This is a genomic window from Nocardiopsis moroccensis, from assembly GCF_055763695.1.
The window spans coordinates 137,723-156,847 of the sequence record NZ_CP199747.1 but is presented as its reverse complement, the minus strand read 5'-3'; the positions used below and the strand labels follow the sequence as shown (position 1 = coordinate 156,847).

Annotated in this window: 19 protein-coding genes and 1 pseudogene; 6 read left to right on the top strand and 14 right to left on the bottom strand. The window is 65.6% G+C overall.

Annotated features, from left to right (window positions below; all coding sequences use genetic code 11):
• The first annotated feature begins 65 nt into the window (after positions 1-65).
• From ACUKCB_RS00655 to ACUKCB_RS00640, 4 genes are all read left to right on the top strand, one after another.
• Complete coding sequence (locus ACUKCB_RS00655) at positions 66-1,490, top strand: TrkH family potassium uptake protein (RefSeq protein WP_473040876.1); 1,425 nt, start codon at positions 66-68, stop codon at positions 1,488-1,490.
• Between the two features lie 30 nt (positions 1,491-1,520).
• Complete coding sequence (locus ACUKCB_RS00650) at positions 1,521-2,192, top strand: potassium channel family protein (RefSeq protein ID WP_191274989.1); 672 nt, start codon at positions 1,521-1,523, stop codon at positions 2,190-2,192.
• 181 nt (positions 2,193-2,373) lie between these two features.
• The gene (locus ACUKCB_RS00645) at positions 2,374-3,411 is read left to right on the top strand and encodes a metal ABC transporter substrate-binding protein (RefSeq protein WP_473038495.1); all 1,038 of its coding nucleotides are present in this window, start codon (positions 2,374-2,376) and stop codon (positions 3,409-3,411) included.
• Between the two features lie 352 nt (positions 3,412-3,763).
• Positions 3,764-3,997, top strand: coding sequence for a DUF397 domain-containing protein (locus ACUKCB_RS00640; RefSeq protein ID WP_191274985.1), 234 nt, complete (start codon positions 3,764-3,766; stop codon positions 3,995-3,997).
• A gap of 392 nt (positions 3,998-4,389) precedes the next feature.
• Here ACUKCB_RS00640 and ACUKCB_RS00635 read toward each other — a convergent pair whose 3' ends face one another.
• Together ACUKCB_RS00635 and ACUKCB_RS00630 are read right to left on the bottom strand one after the other, a co-directional pair.
• Positions 4,390-5,226, bottom strand: coding sequence for a helix-turn-helix domain-containing protein (locus ACUKCB_RS00635; protein ID WP_191274983.1), 837 nt, complete (start codon positions 5,224-5,226; stop codon positions 4,390-4,392).
• Between the two features lie 267 nt (positions 5,227-5,493).
• Positions 5,494-5,991, bottom strand: coding sequence for an ATP-binding protein (locus tag ACUKCB_RS00630; protein WP_191275230.1), 498 nt, complete (start codon positions 5,989-5,991; stop codon positions 5,494-5,496).
• A gap of 319 nt (positions 5,992-6,310) precedes the next feature.
• On the opposite strand from ACUKCB_RS00630, the gene fabG reads away from it, so the two are divergent.
• Positions 6,311-7,069, top strand: coding sequence for a 3-oxoacyl-ACP reductase FabG (gene fabG, locus ACUKCB_RS00625; RefSeq protein WP_473038494.1), 759 nt, complete (start codon positions 6,311-6,313; stop codon positions 7,067-7,069).
• 237 nt (positions 7,070-7,306) lie between these two features.
• Here the strand turns inward: fabG and ACUKCB_RS00620 are convergent, their stop codons facing one another.
• The 4 genes from ACUKCB_RS00620 to ACUKCB_RS00605 form a co-directional block, all read right to left on the bottom strand.
• The gene (locus tag ACUKCB_RS00620; protein ID WP_473038493.1) at positions 7,307-8,290 is read right to left on the bottom strand and encodes a serine hydrolase; all 984 of its coding nucleotides are present in this window, start codon (positions 8,288-8,290) and stop codon (positions 7,307-7,309) included.
• 194 nt (positions 8,291-8,484) lie between these two features.
• Positions 8,485-9,102: an energy-coupling factor transporter transmembrane component T family protein gene (locus tag ACUKCB_RS00615; protein WP_473038492.1), complete on the bottom strand. Its 618-nt coding sequence runs from the start codon at positions 9,100-9,102 to the stop codon at positions 8,485-8,487.
• Complete coding sequence (locus ACUKCB_RS00610) at positions 9,099-9,857, bottom strand: energy-coupling factor ABC transporter ATP-binding protein (RefSeq protein WP_473038491.1); 759 nt, start codon at positions 9,855-9,857, stop codon at positions 9,099-9,101. Before ACUKCB_RS00610 ends, ACUKCB_RS00615 begins: the two co-directional genes overlap by 4 nt.
• Positions 9,857-10,498 carry a biotin transporter BioY gene (locus tag ACUKCB_RS00605; RefSeq protein WP_473038490.1) on the bottom strand — a complete coding sequence of 214 codons (642 nt, stop codon included), beginning with the start codon at positions 10,496-10,498 and terminating at the stop codon, positions 9,857-9,859. Before ACUKCB_RS00605 ends, ACUKCB_RS00610 begins: the two co-directional genes overlap by 1 nt.
• A gap of 192 nt (positions 10,499-10,690) precedes the next feature.
• Between ACUKCB_RS00605 and ACUKCB_RS00600 the strand changes: the two genes are divergently transcribed.
• The gene (locus ACUKCB_RS00600) at positions 10,691-10,831 is read left to right on the top strand and encodes a hypothetical protein (protein ID WP_473038489.1); all 141 of its coding nucleotides are present in this window, start codon (positions 10,691-10,693) and stop codon (positions 10,829-10,831) included.
• Between the two features lie 437 nt (positions 10,832-11,268).
• On the opposite strand, the gene ACUKCB_RS00595 is transcribed toward ACUKCB_RS00600, so the two are convergent.
• The 8 genes and pseudogenes from ACUKCB_RS00595 to ACUKCB_RS00560 all read right to left on the bottom strand — a co-directional run bounded on the left by ACUKCB_RS00595 (position 11,269) and on the right by ACUKCB_RS00560 (position 18,898).
• Positions 11,269-12,159 carry an immunity 49 family protein gene (locus ACUKCB_RS00595; RefSeq protein ID WP_473038488.1) on the bottom strand — a complete coding sequence of 297 codons (891 nt, stop codon included), beginning with the start codon at positions 12,157-12,159 and terminating at the stop codon, positions 11,269-11,271.
• Positions 12,156-12,917 carry a hypothetical protein gene (locus ACUKCB_RS00590; RefSeq protein WP_473038487.1) on the bottom strand — a complete coding sequence of 254 codons (762 nt, stop codon included), beginning with the start codon at positions 12,915-12,917 and terminating at the stop codon, positions 12,156-12,158. The genes ACUKCB_RS00595 and ACUKCB_RS00590 overlap by 4 nt, the downstream gene beginning before the upstream one ends.
• A 402-nt stretch (positions 12,918-13,319) precedes the next feature.
• A pseudogene (locus ACUKCB_RS00585) lies at positions 13,320-14,117 on the bottom strand (transposase domain-containing protein).
• A gap of 132 nt (positions 14,118-14,249) precedes the next feature.
• Positions 14,250-14,525 carry a hypothetical protein gene (locus ACUKCB_RS00580; RefSeq protein ID WP_473038486.1) on the bottom strand — a complete coding sequence of 92 codons (276 nt, stop codon included), beginning with the start codon at positions 14,523-14,525 and terminating at the stop codon, positions 14,250-14,252.
• 79 nt (positions 14,526-14,604) lie between these two features.
• Positions 14,605-15,060, bottom strand: a complete 456-nt coding sequence (locus ACUKCB_RS00575; RefSeq protein WP_473038485.1) for an immunity protein YezG family protein — start codon at positions 15,058-15,060, stop codon at positions 14,605-14,607.
• Positions 15,061-15,067: 7 nt separating this feature from the next.
• Positions 15,068-18,112 (bottom strand): hypothetical protein, encoded by a 3,045-nt coding sequence (locus ACUKCB_RS00570; RefSeq protein ID WP_473038484.1) that lies wholly within the window; start codon positions 18,110-18,112, stop codon positions 15,068-15,070.
• A 104-nt stretch (positions 18,113-18,216) separates the two neighbouring features.
• Positions 18,217-18,600, bottom strand: a complete 384-nt coding sequence (locus ACUKCB_RS00565; RefSeq protein WP_473038483.1) for a DUF6507 family protein — start codon at positions 18,598-18,600, stop codon at positions 18,217-18,219.
• Positions 18,593-18,898, bottom strand: a complete 306-nt coding sequence (locus tag ACUKCB_RS00560; RefSeq protein WP_473038482.1) for a hypothetical protein — start codon at positions 18,896-18,898, stop codon at positions 18,593-18,595. The genes ACUKCB_RS00565 and ACUKCB_RS00560 overlap by 8 nt, the downstream gene beginning before the upstream one ends.
• Between the last annotated feature and the right edge of the window lie 227 nt (positions 18,899-19,125).

Sequence of the window (19,125 nt, the reverse complement as noted above, 5' to 3'; positions counted from 1 at the left end):
TGACGACAGGTGAGCACGGGATCATGTGGTGGAACTCCACCACACCCAGGGCAACCAGGACCCGGGTGTTCGTGGCAGTACTCGAACGGGTGAGAACCCTGTGGGACCGGCTCCCCATCCCCCGGAGCAGGTTCCGGGGCGCACCGCCCATGCAGAAGTCGCGCACCGCCTGGGGCAAGCCCGCCCGCGCCTTCCTGCTGATGTTCGTCCTGGTCGACCTCCTGGGCACCGGGTTGCTCATGACCCCCGCCGCGACCACCGGTCCGGAGGAGCTGACCCTGGTCGAGGCGACATTCACCTCGACCACCTCGCTCGCCGTGTGCGGGCTCAGCGTGATCTCCATCGGCGGCGACCTCTCCGTCTTCGGGCAACTCGTTGTACTGGCGCTCATCCAAGTGGGCGGGATCGGCATCATGACCCTGGCCTCGCTGCTGGGCGCAGCCCTGGTCCACCGCTTCAGCCTGCGCATGCAGCTCAACGTCCAGGCGGAGAACCGGGCCCAGGCCGTCGGGGACGTACGCAGCATCGTGAGCCGGGTCGTCATCGTGTGCCTGACCATCGAGGCCGTCGTCTTCGCCATCATCACTCCGCGGATGTGGCTGGGCCACGGCCTGAGCCCGGGCGAGGCCCTGTACTCGGGCCTCTTCCACTCCGTCTCCGCCTTCAACAACGCCGGGCTGTCGCTGTACGACGAGAGCCTCACCCGGTTCTCCGGTGACGGGATCATCCTCTTCACGGTGGCGGTGGCGGTCATCCTCGGCGGGATCGGCTTCCCCGTGCTGTTGGAACTGCGCCACCACTGGCGGACCCCCGGCGCCTGGGGCCTGCACACCAAGATCACCATCGTCACCAGCACTCTGCTCTTCGGGGTGACGGCGCTCCTGATCATCATGATGGAGTGGAACAACCCGCGGACCCTGGGCGAACTGCACTGGTGGGCCAAGATCTCCGACGGGTTCTTCCACGGGGTCATGCCGCGAAGCGGTGGCTTCAACGTCACGGACACCGGTGCGATGTACGACTCCACACTGCTGCTCACGATCATGATGATGTTCGTGGGCAACGGCAGCGCGGGAACCGCCGGCGGCATCAAGGTCGCCACCCTCGCCGTGATCTTCCTCGTGGTGTGGTCCGAGGCACGGGCCCACACCAGAGTGCACGTGTTCGGCCGCCGACTCGCCCCCGACGTGATCCGGCAGTCGCTGAGCCTGACCTTCCTGTCCATGACGGTGGTGGCGATAACCACGGTGTTCTTCCTACACACCACACCGTTCACCTTCATGCAGACGCTCTTCGAGGTCGTCTCGGCCGTGGGCGTGGTCGGTCTCTCGACCGGGATCACCCCCGCCCTGGCCCCCTGGGCCCAACTGACGCTCGCGTTCCTCATGATCGCGGGGCGTATCGGCCCCATCACCTTCGTCACCGCGCTGGCCTTCCGCGAGCGCAAGCGCCGTTACGACCTGCCCGAAGCCCGGCCGATGATCGGCTGAGGCCGCTCCACAGACAAGAGGTAGAACCCCGTGCCGCAAAGCAACAAGCTCTCCGACAAACGCATCCTGGTCATCGGGCTCGGCCGGTTCGGCAGCTCGCTGGCCCTGGAGCTGGTCAACCACGACTGGGAGGTCCTCGGGGTGGACTCCAACCCCCGTGTGGTCCAGGTCTTCGGGGAGTCGCTCACGCACACCGTCATCGCCGACTCCACCGACGACGAGGCCCTGAGACAGATCGGCGCCGCCCAGTTCAGCCGGGCCGTGGTCGCCATAGGGACCCACCTGGAGGAGAGCATCCTGACCACCTCGCAGCTGGTCGACCTGGGGGTGAAGGACATCTGGGCCAAGGCCACCAGCCGACGGCACGGCCGCATCCTCGAACAGGTCGGAGCCCACCACGTCGTCCTGCCCGAACACGACATGGGTGAGCGGGTCGCCCACCTGGTGTCGGGGCGCATGCTCGACTACGTGGAGCTGGAGGAGGGGTTCTCCCTCATCAAGACCAAGGCCCCCCAGGCGCTGATCGGCCGCTCCCTCAGGGAGACCAAGGTCAGGCAGCGCTTCGGGATCACGGTGGTGTCGGTGAAACGGGTGGGGGCCTCCTTCACCTACGCCACGGAGGAGACGGTGCTGCACAAGGGCGACGTGATCGTGGTGGCCGGCCGCACGAAGGACGTGGAGCGGTTCGCCGAGAACAGTTGACCGGGGCGGCCGGCCATGACCGAAGGGCGCGGTCCCGGGCGGGCCGGTGTACCCGCAGAGCCGGGGAGGCCGTCAGAGCAGCGGTCGGAGGGGCAACCGGGAGCCGTTCCCCGAGGTGACCGCCCCCATGGACAAATGCGGCAAATTGACAACCGTTTTCATTTTCCCGATGATGGTGTCCATGCGAACTGCCACCGTACGAGCCGCCGCCCTCGGCGCCGCCACACTCATGATCGTCGCCGGGTGCGGAAACGACGGAGGTGGGTCCAGTGACAACGGAACCTCCCCCGCCGACGCCGACCTCACCGTCGTCACCGGTGTCTACCCACTGGAGTGGTTGGCCCAGGAGATCGGCGGGGACGGCGTCGCCGTCGTCCAGCTCACCGAGCCGGGCACCGAACCACACGACCTGGAGCTGACCGGCCGACAGATCGCCGAGGTCAGCGAAGCCGACATCGCCTTCTACGTCGAGGGCCTCCAGCCCGCGGTGGACGAGGCGGTCGAACAGGAGGCCGCCGAGGCCGCGCTCAACGTCGCCGACACCGTCCAGCTCCGCCCCGCCGACGACGGCGCGGGCGAGGAGGACGAGCACGGGCACGAGGAGGACGAGCACGGGCACGGCGAGGAGGAGCACGGGCACGAGGACGAGGCCGAACACGAAGAGGACGGCCACGAGGAGGACGGCCACGACCACGGCGAGTACGACCCGCACTTCTGGCTGGACGTCGAACTCATGACGGAGACCGCCGAGGCCCTCGCCGCCCGGATGGCCGAGGCCCACCCCGAGGGCGCCGACCTCTACGAGGAGGGGGCCGAGCGCGTCAGCACCGAGCTCGCCGCCATCGGCTCGGAGTACGAGGAGAACCTGGCCTCCTGCGAGCACCGTGAGGTGGTCGTGGGGCACACCGCCTTCACCTACCTCACCGACCAGTACGACCTCGAACAGATCGGTGTCAGCGGCGTCGACCCCGACACCGAACCCTCCCCGGCCCAGATCGCCGCGATCGCCGACACCGTCAACGAGCGCGACATCACGACGATCTTCACCGAACCGCTGATGCCCGCCGCCACCGCGGACACCATCGCCGCCGAGACCGGAGCCCGGGTGGAGGTACTCGACCCGCTGGAGGGAGTCACCGACCAGTCGCCCGGCGACGACTACCCGTCGATCATGCGCGGCAACCTCGACACCCTGTCCACCGCACTCGTCTGCGAGTAACCTCCACCCCCGAAAGAAACGTCCGGGGGCGCTTTCACGAGCGCTTTCGACACCCGCGTTCGACCCCGTCGGTACACCGGCGGGGTCTTTTGTCGGCCCGGAACGGCCGGGGCGGCCCCCTGGGAGGAGCCGTGGTACCGGGACCGCCACACGACCGCCCTGAGCTGGGTGGAAAGACCTTCGGGGGTCCTGTGGCCCACATCCTGGTCACATGGCGCTTACATCCTTCGAAACCCAGGGACAAGTGGCGATGGTCACGCTATGCTCGTGAGAGTGACAGTGCCGATGCACGTGCATGTGGCAGTGCATCCGCACGCACGTCCCCTCAGCAAAACACAAGGAGCTAGGCGAAATGACCCCACACAACGGCATCCGTGCGACTGAGCTGACCGAGGTCTCCTGGCAGAAGGCCAAGCGCAGCAACTCGCAGGGGGCCTGCGTCGAGATGGCCCGTCTGACCGACGGTTCGATCGCCGTGCGCAACTCACGTTTCCCCACCGGACCCGCCCTGGTCTACACCCAGGAAGAGATCGACTGCCTCATCCTGGGCGCCAAGGACGGAGACTTCGACAACCTGCTCGGCTGAGACCCCGCAACACTCGGGAGTCGCTCTCCGGGAAAGCGGACCATCCACGGCCTGGCAAGCCTTGTCCGCGCCCTCTCCCAGGCCGCGGGGGGATCAGAACCGGAGGGCTCCGTCCACCGCCGACGGAGCCCTCCACGCCTCCCCGGGCGGTCTTGACCCGGGCCGGGTCGACCAAGCGACCGATCGCGGCCGGATCGACCACACGCGAAAACGGCGTCGGTCGGAACACACGACGCCGCCTCCGAGGTAACGCCACGACCTCGGGTCCTTCTACCGCTCCCGGAGCGCTGGGCACGCCCCCGCCGGGCCGGGGTGCGCTCGGCGACCACACACCCTGCCACGCGCGGCCCCAGCGGAACCGCCACCGCGTTCGGGCCGTCACCGGCCGCCACTCAGGACTCCTCGAGGTCCTTCAGCATGTCCTTGAGCATGGAGACGGTTTCGTCAGGGGTGGCAGCCGAAACGCTGAGCCTGGTCATGGCCTTGGTGTAGGCCTCGACGGTGGCGGGCTTGTCCACGATCTCACCGTCGGTGAGCTGTTCGAGGTAGAGGATGTCGGACAGCTCGAAGTCGGAGTAGCGCAGCAGCGTGAAGGAACCGGCCTCCGCCGCGTGCGCGCCCACCTCGAAGGGGACGATCTGGAGGGTGATGTTCTCGTAGTTCTCGCAGAGGTTGATCAGGTGGCTCAACTGACCGCGCATGATCTCCGCCCCGCGCTCCCTGCCTCCGATGGGGCGGCGCACGGCGGCCTCGTCGAGGATGATCCACATCCTCTTGCCGAGCTCGATGTGCTTCTGTCTCTGCAGTCTGGCCTTGATCCGCTGTTCGGTCACCAGGTCCGTCTCGACGCCGCCACTGATGATCTCGCGGGCGTACTCCTCGGTCTGCAGCAGGCCGGGGACGAACTGGGACTCGTAGATACGGATGTGGTCGGCGGCCTCCTCGAAGCCCACGTAGCGGATGAACCACTTGTGGAGGGCGTCGCCGTACTCCTTCCACCAACCGGGCTGGTTGGATTCGGCCGCGAGTTCCCGGAATTGCTTGAGGAGCTTGCGGTCCGTGACTCCGTACATCTTCAGCAGGTCCTCGATATCCCGGGTCTTGAAACCGACCCGGCCGAGTTCCATGCGGCTGATCTTGGAGGCGGAAGCGCGAATCTTCTCGCCCGCGGCCTCGCGTGTGATGCCGCAGCGCTCTCGGTGCTTCCTCAGCTGGTGTCCGAGGAGCATGCGACGCACGGTGGGGCCACTCCCCTGACGCAATTGAGCGATATCCACGTTCGCCGCCTCTCTGTCATTCTCCGGGCTAGGGTATCGGGTCGCCCGGTCCCCTTTGCCGTGCGCTCAGGACACTACACGTACACGATATAGCCAGTACACCGTTCCGCTCACGGGCCGCCCCCATCCCCCCTGAGGCGCCCGACCCCCTCCGGCACGTGCCGCTCTCCCGAGATCCGACCGCGGCCGGCGCCCGGGAACGGGCCCGGTGTCATCGACTCACACGAATTGCGCCCAAACGAACTTTCCGCCGGACGGTGTGGGAATCACACCCCACTCTCGCGCGAAAGCACTCACCAGGGCAAGCCCTCGACCACCCTCCATGGCGGGATCGGCTTCCCTTCTCCTTGGCAAGTGATCTCCTCCGTCACGAACGGCACAGATGAATTCACTACCGCTACGCATCAGGGAGAGCTGAATACCGGCATCGCCCTGCCTGGTCAAGGCCAGTGGTCCGCCATGGCGCACGGCATTGGTGACCAATTCGGAAACAACCACCGCGACATCACCGGACAAGTACTCCATCTGCCATTCGAGGAGCAGAGCCGCGGAAATCTCACGGGCAGCGCCCACCGCCCCGGGGCGGGACCGGAAGGTCCACGTGACGGCGTCGTGCCGATCACCGCAGACAGGGGTGTTCCAACGGCGTGACCCGTGCGTCAGGACCCTGAGCCACCAAGCACCGGCCGACTCCGCCACCGCCTCCGCACACTCCATGCCCTTCAACTCCTCACTGACGCGCCGCACCGGGCCGCCGACGAATGGCGGAAGGCTCGTGCTTGTGCACGGCCCGAATGCACGTGCATCTCGGTCTTGGTGGTAATCGTAGGCCACGGTCCGCCAAAGTGCAGGCAAACGCGGACACGGGTCCGACGGGTTTGCCGCAGCGCAGGTGAGGGAGTGCGAACCGGGCCGAGGAAGTTTTACCCGAGGGCCCGGGCGGGAACCGGCAACCGCACCCCGGATACGTACCGACCGGTAGGCATGCGGATAGGATTCGCACGCGCCCACCACGTGAATTGATGGAGGTAACACCATGTCCCCAACGCCTCGTGTGGCGATCGTGACCGGCGCGGCCCGCGGTATCGGTGCCGCCACGGCCGAACGGCTGGCCAGTGAGGGTCACGCCGTAGCCGTCGTGGACCTGAAGGAGGCCGACGCCCAGGAGGTCGTGGACCGCATCACAGCCGACGGCGGCAAGGCCGTCGCGGTGGGCTGCGACGTCTCCGACGCCGACCAGGTGACCGCTGCGGTCGACACCGTCGCCGAGCGGCTCGGCCCGCCCGCGATCCTCGTCAACAACGCGGGTGTGCTCCGCGACAACCTCCTGTTCAAGATGTCCCCGGACGACTGGGACACCGTCATGAACGTCCACCTGCGCGGCTCCTTCCTGATGAGCAAGGCCGCCCAGGCGCACATGACCGCCAACAAGTGGGGCCGGATCGTGAACCTGTCCAGCTCCTCCGCGCTGGGCAACCGCGGCCAGGCCAACTACTCGGCCGCCAAGGCCGGCCTGCAGGGCTTCACCAAGACCCTCGCGATCGAACTGGGCAAGTTCGGCGTCACCTGCAACGCGATCGCCCCCGGTTTCATCGAGACCGCGATGACCCGCGCCACCGCCGAGCGGGTGGGCGTCAACTACGACGACATGAAGGCCTTCAAGGCCAAGGAGATCCCGGTGCAGCGGGTCGGCGGGCCCGAGGACATCGCCAACGCCGTGGCCTTCTTCACCGGTGAGGACGCGGGCTTCGTGTCCGGCCAGGTCCTCTACGTCGCCGGAGGTCCGCTGGACTAGCCGGAACCGCGCTTCGAGCAGCACCGGGCGCCCCGCCGGGACCACGGTTCCGGCGGGGCGCCCCCGTGTGTGCCGGACAGACCGCGTGTGTCGGACGGGCAGCTTGTGTCGGACGGGCCGCGGGCGGGCGGGACGCGTGTGCCGGTCGGGCCGCGGGCAAACGGGTCCGGCGCCGGCCGACCTCACCAGCGCCCCTGGCCGGAACCGGCCACGACGCACCTGTCGCAGCCCCGGGGCCTAACGGGTGCGGGGACCGGCGCCCCCGGGTTCGGGTCGGACCTCGATGGCCCCGGCGACCTCGGCAACCGCCTCCTCCACCAGGGCGACCCCGGTGAAGTAGTCGGGGTGATCGTCGGTGAGGACCGCGATCAGGTACTCACGGTCGGGGCCGGTCACGTAGCCGACGCTGTTGACGTTCCACAGACCTCCGTTGGACGCGCGGGGGGTCCAGCCGTTCTTGAGGCCCACGGTGTCCCCGGGGCCGGCCGCGGCGGAGACACCCCAGGCCTGTTCGGGGGCGACCCCCTCCATGAGCCCGCGGGCGTAGGCGCACCCCTCCGCCGAGAGCGGGCCCTGCCCGGTGTACAGGGCGCGGAGCAGGCGGAGCTGGTCGGCGGGGGTGGTCAGCGTGGCCCCCCAGGTCCCGTACCGGTTCGGGTCGGTGTTGGTGAACCCGAGTTTCTCGGCGTGGCGGAGGAACCCGTCGGTGAAACCCATCCGGGCGTAGAGGCCGTCGGTGACCGAGTTGTCGCTGTACCGGATCATCTGCTCGGTCTGGGACCGCTCGTCCCGGGTGAGTTCACGGCCCTCCTCCTCGGTGTGCATCAGGAGCATGGTCAGAACGGTCAGCTTGGCGACGCTCGCCGTGGGGAACTGCTGCTCCGGATTGTGGCTGAAGGTCGTCCCGGTACGCAGGTCCCAGGCCGCGACCCCGAGCCGGACCCCGTGCTCGGCCTCCAGCTCCCCGATCCGCGCGGAGAGCTCGGCCCGCCGTTCCGGAAGCAGAGCCGTGCCGCCCGTCGGTGGGGCGGTCACGGGCACGAGGGGCACCAGCGGCAGCGGGGAGGGGGCGGCCAGCTGGTTGAGGAGTGCCGCGTCGGGGGTCAGGACGACGACGTTCGCGGAGAGCGCTCCGGGGAGGGCGAAGGTCATGAACAGGGCGATGAGGATCGCGGTCAGGCTCGATCGGATCCGTCGTTCGGCGGGGAGGCGCCGGGGCACACGATCACCGGTTCGTCTACACCATGGGGGATGTTGCGCAGATAATTATCCCGGGATATCCACCGAAAAGCACCTGTCCGATACTGAATCGGTACCGAGTCCCGCCGGAGGGACACTCTCCTTCCCGGTGATCTTGCTACCAGGGGCGACTTCGGCGCCGAAGTTGCTTCTGGTAGCAAGATCAGCGCAGGAAACTAAGTGCGGGTGTCCTCGTCGATCCCCCGCGCCACGAGGGCCTCACCGGTGGCGTCGGCCATCCGCAGCAACTGGACGATCACCGGCACCACGAGCAGGTGCGGGCGACCGGAGAGCCCCCGCGCCCGGTAGCCCTCGCGGGCGGCACGCCAGGCGGTGGCGACCATCGGAATGGAGCGGATGGTCAGGGCGAGGACGAGGGCGACCCGGTCCGGGTTGACGCCCACCCGGCGCAGGGGTCGGGCCAGTCGCTCGAACAGGTCGAGCATCTCCCGGACCCGGGTGGTGAGGGTGACGGCGTTGGCGAGCAGGACCAGTGCGGCGAGCTGGGCGCAGAGCCGGGCACCCTCCGTCCAGGCGCCGACGAACAGGGCCTGGAACACCCCGATGGCCAGCAGGAACGGCCACAGGGGCCGCAGCACCCCGAGGGCCCGGCGCGGGTGCAGGCCGACGAGCGGGTACAGGAGCAGACTCGCGGCGAGTACGCCCAGGGCCGCCCACAGGTCGGCGGCGATCAGCAGGGCGGCGCCGATGACCAACAGGGCGAGGAGTTTCGGCCCGGCGGCGATCCGGTGCAGCGGCCCGGTGCCGGGGACGTACAGCCCGATCACGCTCACGAGGCCGCCCCGGTCCCGGGGTCCCCCGGGCCTTCGGCGCCGGGCTCCTCGGGCTCGGCCCCCTCGGACTCTGGGGATTCGCTGTCCATGAGCTTGGTGTAGAAGGCGACCGCGTCGGCGGGGGTGCCATCGAAGGCCACCCGGCCGTCGCTCATCACCAGGACCCGGTCGAAGCCGGTGAGCAGGTCGAGGTCGTGGGTGAAGAGGACGACCTGCTGGTCGAGCCCGGCCAGGGTGCGGTGGACCATGCGGGTGTTGCGCAGGTCGAGCAGGGTGGTGGGCTCGTCGCAGACCAGGATTTCGGGGCCGGTGACCAGGACCGACGCCAGGGCGAGGAGCTGTTTCTGGCCGCCGGAGAGCAGGTGCCCGGGGTGGTCTCGGTGGTCGGCCAGACCGTACCGGTCCAGGGCGGCGTCGACCCGGCGGGCGGTTTCGGTGCGGCCCAGGCGCAGGGCGCGCAGTCCGATCTCCACGTCCTCGGCGACCGTCGGCATGATGATCTGGTTGGCGGCGTCGGAGAAGACGAACCCGACACGGCGCCGGATGTGCTTGGCGTGCCGCCGGGTGTCCCACTCCCCCAGCGACACACGGCCCCGGTCCGGTAGGACGAGCCCGTTGAGGGTGCGGGCGAGCGTGGACTTGCCCGATCCGTTGGCCCCGATCACGCCGATGCGGTGCTCGGCGAGGTCGAGGTCGATGTCGCGCAGGACGGCGCGGCCTTCGTAGGAGTGGGAGACCCCCTCGAGACGGAGCATCAGGCGCTCTTTCCGCCCGTGTCGGCGGTGTCGCCGCCGTCGATGACCGGTCGCCCCGCGGGCGGGAGCGGGTAGGCGCGGAAGACGGCGCCGGCGATGGCCGCGGTGAGGACCGCCTTGACGAGGTCGCCGGGGAGGAAGACCACCATGGACATGGCCGCGGCGAGGACGCCGTCACCGAGGACCACGCCCATCCAGGGGACGCCGATGGCGTAGATGACGACGATGCCGCCGAGGACGTTGACGAGCAGGCCCTGCCAGAAGCGGTACCTGCCCCGGCGGACCATGAGGTCGGTGAGCAGGCCGATGACCAGGGCGGCGAAGATCCAGCTGACGATGAACCCGGCGGAGGGTCCGGCGAGGACCGCGAGTCCGCCACGACCGCCCGCGAAGAGGGGGAGCCCGGCCAGGCCGAGGGCGAGGAAGGTGGCGACGGCGAGGCTGCCGCGCTTCCAGCCGAGGAGGCTGGGGGCGAGCATGATGCCCAGGGTCTGGAGGGTGATCGGCACGGGAAGGCCGGGGACGGGGATGGCGACGGTGACGCTGAGCGCGGCGATGAGCGCGGCGAACACGGCGACGAGGGCGAGGTCGCGCGAGGTAAGGCCCCGATAGCGGACGTGGGCCGTCACTGTGGTGGGCATGCGTGGTTCCCCTCGGGGAGGTCTCGGGAGCAGATCACCGTCCATTGTCCGTTATGCCGGTTCACCGGGGGGGAGGCGGGGCGCACAGAAGAGTCCGGGGCGAAGTTGTAGGGGTTCGACTGAGACCCAGGTCACGGGCACGAACCTCTGGCGGTCGGGGACGGCTCCCCCGAGTACTGGAACCTGGTGCGCGTGGTCGTACCCGGCTTCGAACGCCGCCGCGAGCGGCTCACCTACCCCAAGGGGTCGGGTGTGACCGGGCTGGCCGGGGACCGTCTCGATGCGTGGACTGGACAGGGGCACACGGTCATCTTCGACGCCTCTCGGCGGTAGCGGCCGTACTGGAAGCCCGATTGTCGGCCGTCTCGTCGTCGAAGGACTCCACCCCGCTCAGGTGGCAGCCGATGAGTACGCGCATCACCTTCTTGCGCAACCCGATCCGATGCGACCGTAGCTCGCCACGACGATCTCGCGATGCGTCAGGTCGGTGACGTCGATGGTGAACTGCGAAACGGAGAGGTGGGGGCAGGGCCCACAGAGGTGCCCATGGGGCACCTTGCGTCACTGGCGTCAGGTGTGACGGGCCGCATGTCCGTGGCCTTCCGGCCTGCCACTCACCAGCGTCAAAGGCTTGTGTTCGGGCGTTCCAAGGGCTTCACGCTTGCTCGCGGCCAGGGCGACTACCGGCCGCCACGCACGGCGCCCATCACGTTACCGAGAACACCTCCGTGCGTGGACTGGGCATGGCGCGACCGGGTTGCGGAGCTGGTTCAGGTAGGAAATTCTCCGTACCAGCTGCGCTGGAGGAGATGCTTGGGCAAGTATCCGGACTCGACATCGAAACTGAAGTCCGGGTCCGCCTCAGCGGTGTCGTAGGCCAGACAGGCCAAAGCAAGAAGGTCTACTGGGACGACCCCTTCGATGTCGTTGGCCCGGCCCTCATGGGCTGTGTAGTAGTCACGGTGAAGCGCCAGAGCCTGGGCCAGGGCTTCGTTGAACTTGTCGCTGTCGCGCTCGACCAGACGCAGGAACACGTTCATCGGGGGGAAGATGAGCTTGTCCAGGGTCTCGGTGTCTCCGAAATCCACCCGTTCGGGGGTGGAAAGCTCCATCGCGGCCAGGAGATTATCCCCCAGGCCGGGGCGATTGAGGACGAAATCCTGCAGCGCGGAGATCCAGTAGTAGGTGAAGGGATTGTACTGGGTGCCCTCACTCTCCCCCGCCTCGCGGAGCAGATCGACCGGAATCTCACACAAGTCCCGGTAACGCTGCTGTTCGCGGCAGATGACCGCCAAGAAGAACGCTGTCGTCCAGTTGCTCGCGCTGGTGCAATAATACGGACCGGTACCCGTAGTACGCCGGAGCTTGTGGTGAAACATCACCTCGACGGGATCGCCTTCGGGGGTGGCAGTGACCTTGAATAGAGCATAGTACATCTGCATGTCCGCCACCCATGCTTCCCAGGTCTTCAGCCGTGACACCTGGGGGTCCGCCGCAGTACTGAACAGCGCGTCGAGGTGAAACGATCCCACCATAATATCGACGCCACCGGGATTCCGCTCAAGAATCGAAGAATATTTTTCCCGCTTCTTTTCGCTTGAATCTTCACGCCCCACCTCTGCCCGATGGGAGAGGTCGTGACTGGGAATCGAGTAGGTCAAGACCGCCCCTTGTCAATGTCAAAAAATCTCATGGCATTCCCCCGACAGTCTCCAGATTCTCCTGGATTTCCCCTAGCTTCTACATAGTGCACTTTCCCTTCATTCGCAAGCAGTGCACCCTCGATTTCCAATGCAATATCACCTTCAACCCCTCCTCGTTTGCTCATCTCCTTCAGGATATCATTGAAGTATTCTCGAGTTCCCTGGCTTACGCGCTTGAGATCCTTTCCAACCTTGATCGTGCGCTCACCGAGTTCGGTACCTAGGCTACTCTTGGCCTCGACGACGACAAACCCACCGTCCTTGGTGCGCCAGATCTGGTCAAATTGGTCGTTGCCGTTCTTTGGGGCGTTCTCACTGACCGGAATAGGGTTGGGCTTTTCCGGAGTGCTCTCGGCGAGCTCCGGAAGGACCCCCTTCCAGGTCGTTGTTACGTCGTTCCCCTGAGCATCTTTTACTGTTTTCCCGCTCCTGCCCCTGAGGGGCTCCTCAAAGGAGACCTCCGAGCCGGTGAAATTATCCCGGACAGCTCGTTCCCCGGCTCTCTCTCCGAACATCTCCGTGAGCCTTTTCTTCATTCCGCCCATCGGCCTGCGGTTTTCTCGTGCCGCTTCGAGGGCTTGGCTGGCCGCCTGGCTGGGATTGGCCTTGTGCTCAGCCTTGAGTATCTTCACCACCTTGTTCAGTGGGTTGTAGGCACCAAGGGAGACCTTGCGCAGATTGGCGAACTTGTCGAGCTTCTGCAGGGTTGCTCCCACGACCCCTGCCCGGCTTCCCCTGATCTCTCCCGCAAGATATTTGGGAGGAAGGGGCGGTGGAAGGGAGTCCCTGGCGATCCAGGGATCGTTCGGATCGGCCCGTGTCAGGCTGGGGACAATGCCACTAAGTTAAGCGGCTGGGAACAGCACTGGCTGGGGCGGGTGTTCGTGTTTGACCCCACGATCACACGAGCGATCGAGCCGGTAGTAGTTGTGCCGGGCCCGCTTGACCTTGCGCGGACACGAACGCGGCCGACGCACCAGACCGCGATGCTCGGAGATCTCGGCCAACACCCACCGATACAACTCCCACCGCTGGTCAGGGGAAAAAGCCACCCCACCCCGGGCAGCAGGACGCACCGCCCTGAGCGTGTGGGTGAAGGAGAACCGGTCCGGGTCCTCCTACAGAGCATCGGCGGCCTCACACATCAGTGACCGCACCGCGTAGTGGGCCAACAACAAACCCCACACCTGCGCCTGGACCATGGGCGGGGACTTGGAGGAAAGCACCTGCCCGGGACCGATCATGCGCCGTTTGATCTCGGCCAACGCACTTTCATGCTCCCAACGCTGCCCGTAGGCCAAGGCGATCTGTGTCGCGCTTAGCTCCTGGTGGTCCATCACGTTGGTGATGACGGTGATCAGCTCACCCTCGGGGTTGGCATCAGGCACCGTGTAGTCCACCGCCCGCACCAGGCGTGCCTTGGCCGGGTCGAACCCGTCCCCGGAGCGGGCGGCGTTGGCTTGGGTGTCGGCCACATCCAGTCCGGTCCCGTCCACGGCCATCAGCCGCCAGGGCCCTCTCCGCGCGCCGGGAGTGCTCACGCTGGCCAGGGGCAGGCAGGTGCGCTCGAACAGTTCGGCCAGGGGTTCGGAGCCCAGCCGTGCGCGGGCTTGCGCGATGGCTGAGGTGGAGGGGAACTTCCACGAGCGGGCCCAGGATCCGGTGGCGCGTAGGGATCCGGCGAGCTCGCGCATGAGGGCGTCTGATCCCAGGTGGTGGTGGAGTCCTTACGCGATAGCGAAGCGGACCATGACGCGGACGGGCAGGGAGCGGGAGCGTTGTTCCTTGGTGCCGGTATCGGCCAGGACCTCATCGATCACGTGGCAGGGGTAGCGCAAGGCCAGGATGGCGAGGTCGAGGTGATCGGTGATGTTCCCGGCCGGGCGAGAGGCAGTGTGGTGGCGGGGGTGGGACACAATCCGCAGATTATCGTTCCCGGGCCCCGGGGCTGGTCTGCACTGCTGTGATCAGCGCCAACACCTTAACTTAGTGGCACTGCGGCCAGGGGTCGACAGGTCCGTAGGGGTGGCGGCGAACACCCAGAATGATCATCTTCTTGCTTGGGGACCAAACCGTAAAAGAGCCGCCCTCCAGGCCTTATATGAAATTTCGAACCTTAAGGAAACCATTTTCATTCCAAAAACCTGACAAATGGAATCCTTCATGTCATTCTGGATGACTTTCCCGGAAAATCCCTTGCCACCCAAAATGTCGGACGATTCTTCCATGTGGTCAAAATCGTCGCAGCCTTTCTTTTGAATTAATGTCGCCTTTTCTGTCGTTGGATGGTTGATTTTTCTTTCATTCGGCCTCCATTTAGGCACACAGGTCTCCCTGGTGGATTTCCGATATAAGTTTTTCGATCAACTGACTCACGCCAGACGGAATACCTGCTTGGTACTTTTAATCTTCTCGCCTTGCCTCTTCGAGCTTTTCCCTCAGCCAATCAGGAGTGAACTCCTCACTCCGCGGATACAGGTCAATTTCATCCAAGAAATCCCTTGCCCCCGGAGAAAATGTAAACGGAGGGTAGTCGTCATAGTTGAACCTGGATTTGAATTTTCCTTCGTTCGAGATCATGAGCTCCCACGAGAACCACGTTCCCTGGTTCTCCTTGTACATTCCAGCCCTTAGTTCCATGGTATTTGGGAAAAATTTGCCAGGAACTTCAACCCTGACAACCTCACCGTCTTCTTTTTCCACCTCCGTATTCATGATCCCGTACTCCCCCATGTACATCACAAAAAGCCGTCCATACTTCCAGCCGTCAGGAAGATTCTCCGACAAATCAAAAGCTATGGCGGAGATCGCCTCCTGTTCCTCCATTGGTCCCATGTGGCCTTTTTTTCTGCCGAGCATAATTTCCCTACTTGAGGCGTGGCTTGTTTACGTAGTGGATCGCCTGCTGAGGGACACCATTGATTGTGTACGAGAGACTGACGCCCGTCGGTGGAGCATCGAGCATCGAATCAAGGTTCCCGTTACTTCTTCTGATCTCAAACTCTGGCATACTGGGATCATAGATCTGAGTAACTCTAGCACGAATGTCAGGCGGAGGCGGGTTCAGTTCGTAAGCTTGCTTCCAGAGCTCAACCTGATCCAGGTACTCCTTTTGGGCAACCGGGTCGTTTTTGTAAGCCTTGGCCCGCGCGTGCAGTCGATCAAATTTTCCATCCAGAACATCTCGCATTCCCGATTCATAGTTCCGGTAGGATTTTCCAATCCTCCATTCCTTTGCGGCGTGCTTATTTACTGTATCCAACATGGCAACTTGGTTCAAGCGCTCAGGAATGCCCCCGAACTCGCCAATTCCAACAACATGCCCACCATTCCATGTCACTGATTCAAATTGTGGAGCCTCTGTTCGCCCCGGATAATTTTCAGGATTCTGAGCAAAATCTTCCCTCAGTAGCTTGTTGTAGGCTTCGTAATATTTATTCGCCGCCCTCGTTACCGCTGACTCCTCATTTGAAAATCTTGGAGTCTTTGCCCTGGTGAACCTCCCTTCAGACTCAACATTCCTGCCATGCATGTTTGTTTCGTAGCGATAGCTCGAGTTTCCGGTGTCAATCTTGTACTCTACATTTGGCCTCGGTGACGAAAACTCTGGATGAACCTGAGAAAAGTCTTTCACGGTGATATTAACTCTTCTGATCTCACCCGCACCATCTGTGATGTACTCGCCTCTTGGATTTCCCTCCATGTCGGTGACGTCGTACTTCGTGTTGGGTGATAGCGGCTTCTTGTCTCCGAATCTCTCATTGCGCTCGGGAGAAAAGTCAGCATCCCCCTTCTTTACCGTTTCAGACTTCAGATCATTCTCGGAAAGAACTCGTTTTGCCCCATCATTGATTCCAGGGCCCGGGTATCCTCGATCTGCGACCGTCCAAGTGTCAGTCCACTTGGCCGACAAGGATTCCCTTGGATTAAAGGAAAAACTTCCGGATCCGTTTTGAACGCCATTTGGTGAATGTGAGGCGCCAGTCGGGCTCTGATCTCCAGTCTGGTTTCCACCAGAGTTGGAGCTTCTCCCCTGGTCTCCGGCTTCTACAGGACTTCCTTGGTTATGGTCAGGTGAGTCGTTCCTTGCAGCAGATGGGCCGTTGTTGTCTTGGTTGGACGCGGTGGGGACCTGGTCGCGTGATTGGGGGCCGTCATCGCGGCCGGTGGGGGCCTCAGCGCTGGGGTCGCGTTCTCCTGAGCGGTTGGCGTCGGAGCTTTGACCCTCGCTGTCGTCCACACGCAGATGCTGGTCCTGGGAACCGCGGCTCTGCGCATGCTGGACATCGGCGTCGTGCCGGGGCGCTGTGGTGACCAGCTCCCGAGCACGGGGGTCCGGGTCGTCGAGGAGCTCACTGGCCGTCCAGCGGCTTTCCGGGGACCCCGAAGGACCACGCTGGTCGGTCTTGGCCGCCCGGTCCACGCTCTGGAGTTCGGGGGCGGCCTCCTGGCTCACCCTCGCATCGAACTTCTGGTTCTCCGGGTGGTTGATGATCTGCTCGTACAGAGCCAGATCCCCCACCCGGGCCTCCTCCGGGTCGGCCCCCGCCGAGCTCGGGGAACGCTGATACGAATGGCTGGAATCGCTCTGGCCCGGGCGGGATTGTGAGGGACGGCCACCACCGGGGGAGGTTTCGCTGTCCGCGCCGTGGCTCGCAGCGATCCGGTCCAGACTGGCCCGCACCTCGTTGAGCTGTTCGGGACTGAAGCCGCTGGCGTCGAGGTTGCTCAGGTCGACCGGCACCACCGGGGCACCGTTACCGCCAAAGGCGGGCACCTCCGGGAGCTGCGGCAGGTCCACATCCGGACCGCGGCCGGAACTGCCCATGCCGTCCAGGATGGCCGCGCCGCGCCAGAGCATCAACGGCACACCCACCACCGCGCCCACACCCGTGGCGGTCAGCACCGCACCACCCACGGTCGCCCCGATGTTGAGCAACGCGGTACCGATCACATAACCAGGGCGCTCCCCCCACTCCTCCCAGGGCACCACCGAGTGCGCCAGGTCCTTCCAGGCCTCACCCGCCGAGCCCAACCCCGACCAGCCCAGGGAGTCACTCTCGGCGTCATACATCCCCACCAACGAGGCCGCCGAGGTCAGGTTGTCCCAGTGGTACTCCTTGAGCGAATCCCCCCAGGACTGGTTGAACCACCCCTGTGAGGAATGCGCACCCACCATCGCGCCCACATCCTCGGCCGCGCCCACACCGAAGTCCCACACCGCATCACCCACGTCCTGATACCAGAACGTGTCGGCCCCGGCCGGATCACCCCACGTGGAGGGGATGTCGGTGTTGAGGTTGACCGTGTCGTAGACGAACGCGTTCGGTCCCAGCGGTTTGCCCTGGGCCTCCTCGCCGCTGAGGAAGTCGGTGCGGCCGACGATGCCGATGTTGATCTTGTTGGCGCAGTCACGCTCGGCCTCCTCGAAGGCGGCGATCAGCTTCTCCGCCTCACCGTGCAGCCGATCGTTCTCCTCGACGTTGCTACTCGTCCTGGTGAGCAGATGGTCGGGCTTGTCCCACTCGTCGTCACCCGCGATATCGGCCAGGAAGGCGTTGGCCTCGGTTTTGAGGCTGCGCCAGTCCGCCTGGATCTCGCGGACGGTCTCGGCGAAGGTCTCCAGGGCGCTGGCCACACGTTCGGTGGCCAGCTCGATCACGGCTCCGTTGGAGGTCACCGGGGCCAGGGCCGAGTACAGGTCCTCGGCCTCGGGGGCGCTGTAGCACTCGCTCAGCCCGTCCCAGGCCGAGACGATGTCATCGCCGGTCTGGGAGATGTTCACGCCGCCGGTGCGCAACTTGGCCGCGCGTATCTCCAGCACGTGGGTCATGGTTTCGGGGACCGGGAACAGGCTCGGGTCGATCTTGTTGTCGCCGTCGGTCAGTGAGGGCTGCTCGTCGGTGGGCACGCAAGGGCTCCAAGGGGAGGGAGAGGGCCGTGGGGTCGGCCCGCCGGGGAGGCGAACGGGGACAGCGGTGGATCCGGGGGCTCGAAGCCACAGGCCGGGGTTGCTCAGACGAGGCGGCCCGCGCCAGGTCCGCCCACCGGTCCGGAGGGGGCCGTGGGGTCGGGGACCTCCCCCGCGGTGCTCTGCGCCTCGGCGGCCATCTCCAGATCGCCGTTGACGTAGGCGTTGGTGGCATCACTGGCACCCTCGATGCCACTGGCCGTCTTGGCGACCATCTCGCCCATCACCCCGAAGTAGTGCCCGCAGAACTCACCCAACGCGATACTGACCGGTGTGCTGTGCGCGGCCGACTCACTGCCGGTGATGGCCTCCTGGATGGCGTCCATGTGCCCGAGCAGGCCCTCGCCCCCGCCCTCCTCGCCGATGTAGCCGGCGACCTGGGTCAGCACCGTGCCCACCTGGCCCGGGTCCACACTCCAGCTACCCATCGCCGCCTCCTCGGGGTCGGGGGCCGAAGGCCTCGGGACGGAAGAGCCCGCTCTCCTGCTCGGCGCCGGAGGCGCTCAGGTGCGGCTCCGGCCGGGGGCGGGCTGCCTCGACGGTGTACAGCATCCGGTTCAAGGAGGCGTGCAGCCGGTCGAGGTCGGTCCGGGCCCGGGTGTGCAGCCGCTCACCGGCCGCGGCGATCAGAGCGGCAGGAGAGGGAGGAGACCCCTCCTGGTCCTGTCCGGGATCCGGGTCGGGGGGTGAGTCCCACTCCTGTTCCGGGCTGAACTCGAACTTCACGGGCCTGCTCCTCCGCTCTGGTCCGCACAACGAGATGGCTTTGCGTTCTATGAGTCGCGCCGTGCGTATCCGCAGTTCTGATTCTGTCGGTATTTGTCCCGATGTGTCAGCGTCCAGTCGCGGCGCGGCAGCAGAGCAACAGGAGGACGACAGGAGGGTTTCGGGAGGTCACGCACCCAGCACGGTCACACCGAGCACGGAGAGGGGCGCTGGTCGACACCGGGCAT

Coding starts and splice junctions, on each gene's coding strand:
- ACUKCB_RS00645 (WP_473038495.1), top strand. CDS start 2,374: ATGCGAACTGCCACCGTACGAGCCGCCGCCCTCGGCGCCGCCACACTC.
- ACUKCB_RS00640 (WP_191274985.1), top strand. CDS start 3,764: ATGACCCCACACAACGGCATCCGTGCGACTGAGCTGACCGAGGTCTCC.
- ACUKCB_RS00635 (WP_191274983.1), bottom strand. CDS start 5,226: ATGCTCCTCGGACACCAGCTGAGGAAGCACCGAGAGCGCTGCGGCATC.
- ACUKCB_RS00630 (WP_191275230.1), bottom strand. CDS start 5,991: ATGGAGTGTGCGGAGGCGGTGGCGGAGTCGGCCGGTGCTTGGTGGCTC.
- fabG (WP_473038494.1), top strand. CDS start 6,311: ATGTCCCCAACGCCTCGTGTGGCGATCGTGACCGGCGCGGCCCGCGGT.
- ACUKCB_RS00610 (WP_473038491.1), bottom strand. CDS start 9,857: ATGCTCCGTCTCGAGGGGGTCTCCCACTCCTACGAAGGCCGCGCCGTC.
- ACUKCB_RS00605 (WP_473038490.1), bottom strand. CDS start 10,498: ATGCCCACCACAGTGACGGCCCACGTCCGCTATCGGGGCCTTACCTCG.
- ACUKCB_RS00575 (WP_473038485.1), bottom strand. CDS start 15,060: ATGCTCGGCAGAAAAAAAGGCCACATGGGACCAATGGAGGAACAGGAG.
- ACUKCB_RS00565 (WP_473038483.1), bottom strand. CDS start 18,600: ATGGGTAGCTGGAGTGTGGACCCGGGCCAGGTGGGCACGGTGCTGACC.